6 protein-coding genes are annotated in these 3,921 nt (G+C 39.6%); 3 read left to right on the forward strand and 3 right to left on the reverse strand.

What is annotated here, in order from left to right:
* Positions 1-111: 111 nt before the first annotated feature.
* Positions 112-318 carry a hypothetical protein gene (locus RTK36_RS06280; RefSeq protein ID WP_312045355.1) on the reverse strand — a complete coding sequence of 69 codons (207 nt, stop codon included), beginning with the start codon at positions 316-318 and terminating at the stop codon, positions 112-114.
* A gap of 99 nt (positions 319-417) precedes the next feature.
* Here RTK36_RS06280 and RTK36_RS06285 point away from each other — a divergent pair, with 99 nt between their 5' ends.
* Genes RTK36_RS06285 through RTK36_RS06295 form a run of 3 tightly spaced genes read left to right on the forward strand, consistent with a single transcriptional unit; the run spans position 418 to position 2,379 of the window.
* Entirely contained in the window at positions 418-1,362 is a 945-nt protein-coding gene (locus RTK36_RS06285) for an alpha/beta fold hydrolase (RefSeq protein WP_312045357.1), read from the forward strand.
* 14 nt (positions 1,363-1,376) lie between these two features.
* Positions 1,377-1,865: a PaaI family thioesterase gene (locus tag RTK36_RS06290; protein WP_312045358.1), complete on the forward strand. Its 489-nt coding sequence runs from the start codon at positions 1,377-1,379 to the stop codon at positions 1,863-1,865.
* Positions 1,866-1,881: 16 nt separating this feature from the next.
* Positions 1,882-2,379, forward strand: a complete 498-nt coding sequence (locus tag RTK36_RS06295) for a PaaI family thioesterase (RefSeq protein WP_312045360.1) — start codon at positions 1,882-1,884, stop codon at positions 2,377-2,379.
* A gap of 141 nt (positions 2,380-2,520) precedes the next feature.
* Here RTK36_RS06295 and RTK36_RS06300 read toward each other — a convergent pair whose 3' ends face one another.
* Positions 2,521-3,381: an AraC family transcriptional regulator gene (locus RTK36_RS06300; RefSeq protein WP_312045361.1), complete on the reverse strand. Its 861-nt coding sequence runs from the start codon at positions 3,379-3,381 to the stop codon at positions 2,521-2,523.
* A gap of 324 nt (positions 3,382-3,705) precedes the next feature.
* The coding region (locus tag RTK36_RS06305) for a hypothetical protein (RefSeq protein ID WP_331654973.1) at positions 3,706-3,921 on the reverse strand (216 nt) is incomplete at its 5' end.

Below are 3,921 nucleotides of genomic sequence, written 5' to 3' on the forward strand. Positions count from 1 at the left end.
ATCGGCAAAATGCCCTTAAATCGAGTACGAATAATATAATATCATAGGAATTTTGTTTCGTCAAGCTTTTTCTTCTTCTTTCGTCAAAAAGTGCCTTTACTGCCTTTTATACTAATATATAAAGTTAATTGCCCGCATGATATCACCGATATATTGCTGCATGAACTGTAAAACCAAAACAAGAGATGCAATATAGCACCCTAGAGAAATAGGCTTTAGCAAATGACTCTGCCTTCTGGAATACGCCATTACTTCTAGTATGGACTGAATACATATAATTATGAAAAATTGTCCTGCCAAAGTTAGAAAAGCTTGCATAATTTTGCTCCTCCTTCAAAAACTTATTACCATACTATGAAAATTCCTCTTTTCAAATGACGCTTTTCCGTTCATAATAATAGAAAAGGAGGGTCTGATATGAACAAAAAAATAAAAGAAACAGCACTTTCCATCTCCGCCGCAACAGCGGGTCTTTTCGGCGGGCTCATTCTTTGGCAAAAAGCCTGTTTTTGGCAAGCACAAAAAAGTGCAGATGATGCCCTTTTTGAAATATATGCCTCAACCCTGGGAGATATTGCTTATACCTCCATGGGACATGGCCGCCCATTGCTTCTCATACACAGTATGATGCTGGGCACCAGCCGTAGAGAGTGGGATATGGTGATTTCCTCTCTATCGGAACACTATCATGTTTATGCCATCGATCTGCCTGGCTTTGGAAATTCCTTTCTTCCCGATAAACCTTGGACAGCCTATCAGTATGCCCATATCATCCATGAATTTATGGATCAGGTTATCCGCCGCCCTGCCTGTATATTGGCTTCCAACGGCGGTAGTGATTTGGCATTGGTTACCTCTATGCTTTATTCCGAAAAAATAAAGGGCATGATGCTGATTTCTCCCCAGGGCTTTGGCCGTGGCTTTGCTACCAACGAAGATTTAAAGCCACTCCATGGCTTGCTTTTGCCCGTTTCAGGCACACAGCAATTTCTTTTAGAAACCACAAAAAGCAAAATAAAAGCAAGCCTAGAAACAGCCTTTTTTGCCAAAGAAAAAATTCAAGATGACTTGGTGCAGACATTTTATACTTCTGCGCGAGGAAGTAAAAATAGGCAAATAACCTTTGCCACGCTAAAAACCGGTTTCTGGCGAGCAGATACGAAGGCCGCTTTCGCTGGCCTTACTGTACCCTTTTGGATTTTTTGGGGTGAAGAAAATAAGACAAATCCCATTTCATTCATGGAATGGGCGGAAAATACTCGTCTCGATGGGGAATACGTCATTTTTGAAGAAGTCGGCAATTTTCCTCATATGGAAAACAGCGACAACTTCTTAAAAATAGTAAAAGAATATTTGAAATAAAGGGGAATACAACAATGAATTCAACAACTGATTTACCAACGTACACACAAGAGGCCATGGAGGCTTGGTTTTGCCAAGTAACCAGCCACGGCTCTAGGCTATTAAGCCACGGTGTTGTACCAAAAATAGAACCGAAATTTGTAAGCTGCAGTCTTGAGGAAAAAAGTGTCACCCTCTCCTTTGATGTCTTGGAGTGGGAACTAAACCCTCAGAACGCCATTTATGGGGGTATCATCGCCACTGCTTTTGATACAACCTTGGGGCTTCTTTGTCATTACTTTACAAAACCTCAAGTGGTAATCACTGTAAGCTTAAATACCACTTATCATAAGCCCATGTTTTTGGGAGATACCTATTATATTAAGGCGAAAATGGATTTTCAGGGACGTTCTCTGTGTAACATAACAGGGGAAGCATGGTCAAAAAAAGATTCTTCTATTACAGCCAGCGCTACGTCTGTTTTTAAAGCCCTCAGAGAAACACAAAATAACCCACTCATTTAGAAAGGATGTGCTACATATGATAATCAGAGAAAATTTGAGTCAAAAAAATATGGAAGCCTGGTTTTCAAAAATAAGCGCTCCTGATTCTTTTTTGAAAAAAAGGGGTGTTTTAACCCTGCTAAATCCCAATTATAAAAAGTGTAACTTCGAGAAAAAAGAGCTCACCTTGGCATTTAAAGTGATGGATTGGGAATTAAACCCTGAAGGGGGCCTCCATGGAGGTATGATTGTAAGCGGATTCGACATAACTTTCGGCCTGTTATGCCATTATTTTTCACAGCCAAATATGGTTTGCACCGTAAATCTATCTACTACCTTTATACAGCCTGTATTACCTGGCGACACCGTAGAATATCACGCTCGCATCATTTCTCAAGGGAAGAATATTGTTGCTATGACAGGAGAGGCACGGCTAATACGAGGAAATATCCTTGCGGCGACGGCTTCCACTACCTTTATGATTTTGAACAAAACATTGGAAATTTCCAACGAAAGCGAATCATTGCTGATTTAATGATATCATAGCTATAGCTTTCTTGAAAAGTTCCTCATTCCTATTAAAAAAGAGCATTAAAAAAACTTTAAATTGAATAACAAGCAAACGAAAACCTGAAAGTGGAATGGATTTCCATACTTTCAGGTTTTCTATTTATCATTATTTTTTTACAATAGGAAGCCAAACCTGACTGCGGTAATCTGCCGCACTTTGGTCACCTTCAAAATACACCTCAATATCCGGGGCAGTATCATACTCGTAGCCTGAGGTTGGCAGCCATTCCGTAATAATCCGCTGTTGCAGCCTTTGGATTGCTTGGGGCAGAGGACCAACACAATCAAAGATCGCCCAAAGACCTTGGGGTACAAAATACTCCTCCATTCCTTCAAGACATGGCTTTTGGGTTGCTGTTGCAATGAAATATCCATTAAATTCTCCATTCTCACAGGTCGATACCCCTAAAATCCCTTGTGGCTCTGTGCCATCTATCAGTGTGCAGATCTGCGCAATCCCACCTATTGCCCCAACCTCCTGCCAAAATGAAGGTATCTTTTTAACGCAATCCTCCATATCCATTAATCCTTTCATTGCATAACCTACAATACGAAAGCTTTCCTTTGTTTCAATTCTAAAATTCATTGCCTCATCTCCTTTAATAGATAAAGAGAAGGTAATGCGAGGATATACCGTTAAGGTCACTCCTTGATTTTTTGCAGCCGTGGGAGCTATACCATGAACCCCCTGAAATGCACGATTAAACGCAGTTGGTGAGTCATATCCGTATTTAGCGGCAATCTCAATTACCTTTTGTTCACCCTGTATCATTTCAAATGCCGCTAGTGTCATTCTTCTTTTACGAATATATTCCCCTAAAGTGACCCCTGCAATATAAGAAAACATTCTCTGAAAGTGAAAGGTAGTACAAGCTGCAATTTTTGCCGCTTCATTCACATCTATTTCCTCTTTTAAATTGTTCTCTATATAGTCTATTGCTTGATTCAATCGTAGTATCCAATCCACATTCCCCACCTCCTATATTAAAAGGATAGCATTTCTTTTTGCTTCTTTCCTCTCTGTTTCTCAGCAAAATATGAGAGCTTTCTTCTAATGTAGCATAAAAAGTCTTTCCCAACAAGCATACTAAACTTTGACAAGACCCTTTGCTTCTAGAAAAATAATATAAATAGAAAAAGGTTGGGTCTTTTGGAAATCACAAAGTAATTTCCTTTCAACCCAAACCCTTTTCATACCCCATTCAAATCCAAAAAATCATTGATAAGTATTATCTTTTTCAGCAACCCCTACTGAAATAAGAATAAGCTTCCCCTACTTATCTTGTCCAGTTCATGCCGATACCACTGCACCCTTACGAATACGAATGATGATTTCACATTCCTCCTCATTTTGGTTATCTTCGTATACAACATCCATACCACTACGGCGGATTACCTCTAAGGACTGCTTAATGGTATTAGTGAACAAACGAAAATCTGTTACATACCGTTTTTCTCGTCTCTCCCCCTTTTCTGTATGCTTATTGCGCATTTCCTCTAACGTATG

It is taken from the genome of Anaerotignum sp. (assembly GCF_031981185.1).
Classification (GTDB): domain Bacteria; phylum Bacillota; class Clostridia; order Lachnospirales; family Anaerotignaceae; genus Chakrabartyella.

Excerpts from the sequence above, each read along its gene's own strand:
- RTK36_RS06280 (WP_312045355.1), bottom strand. The coding sequence starts at position 318 with ATGCAAGCTTTTCTAACTTTGGCAGGACAATTTTTCATAATTATATGT.
- RTK36_RS06285 (WP_312045357.1), top strand. The coding sequence starts at position 418 with ATGAACAAAAAAATAAAAGAAACAGCACTTTCCATCTCCGCCGCAACA.
- RTK36_RS06290 (WP_312045358.1), top strand. The coding sequence starts at position 1,377 with ATGAATTCAACAACTGATTTACCAACGTACACACAAGAGGCCATGGAG.
- RTK36_RS06295 (WP_312045360.1), top strand. The coding sequence starts at position 1,882 with ATGATAATCAGAGAAAATTTGAGTCAAAAAAATATGGAAGCCTGGTTT.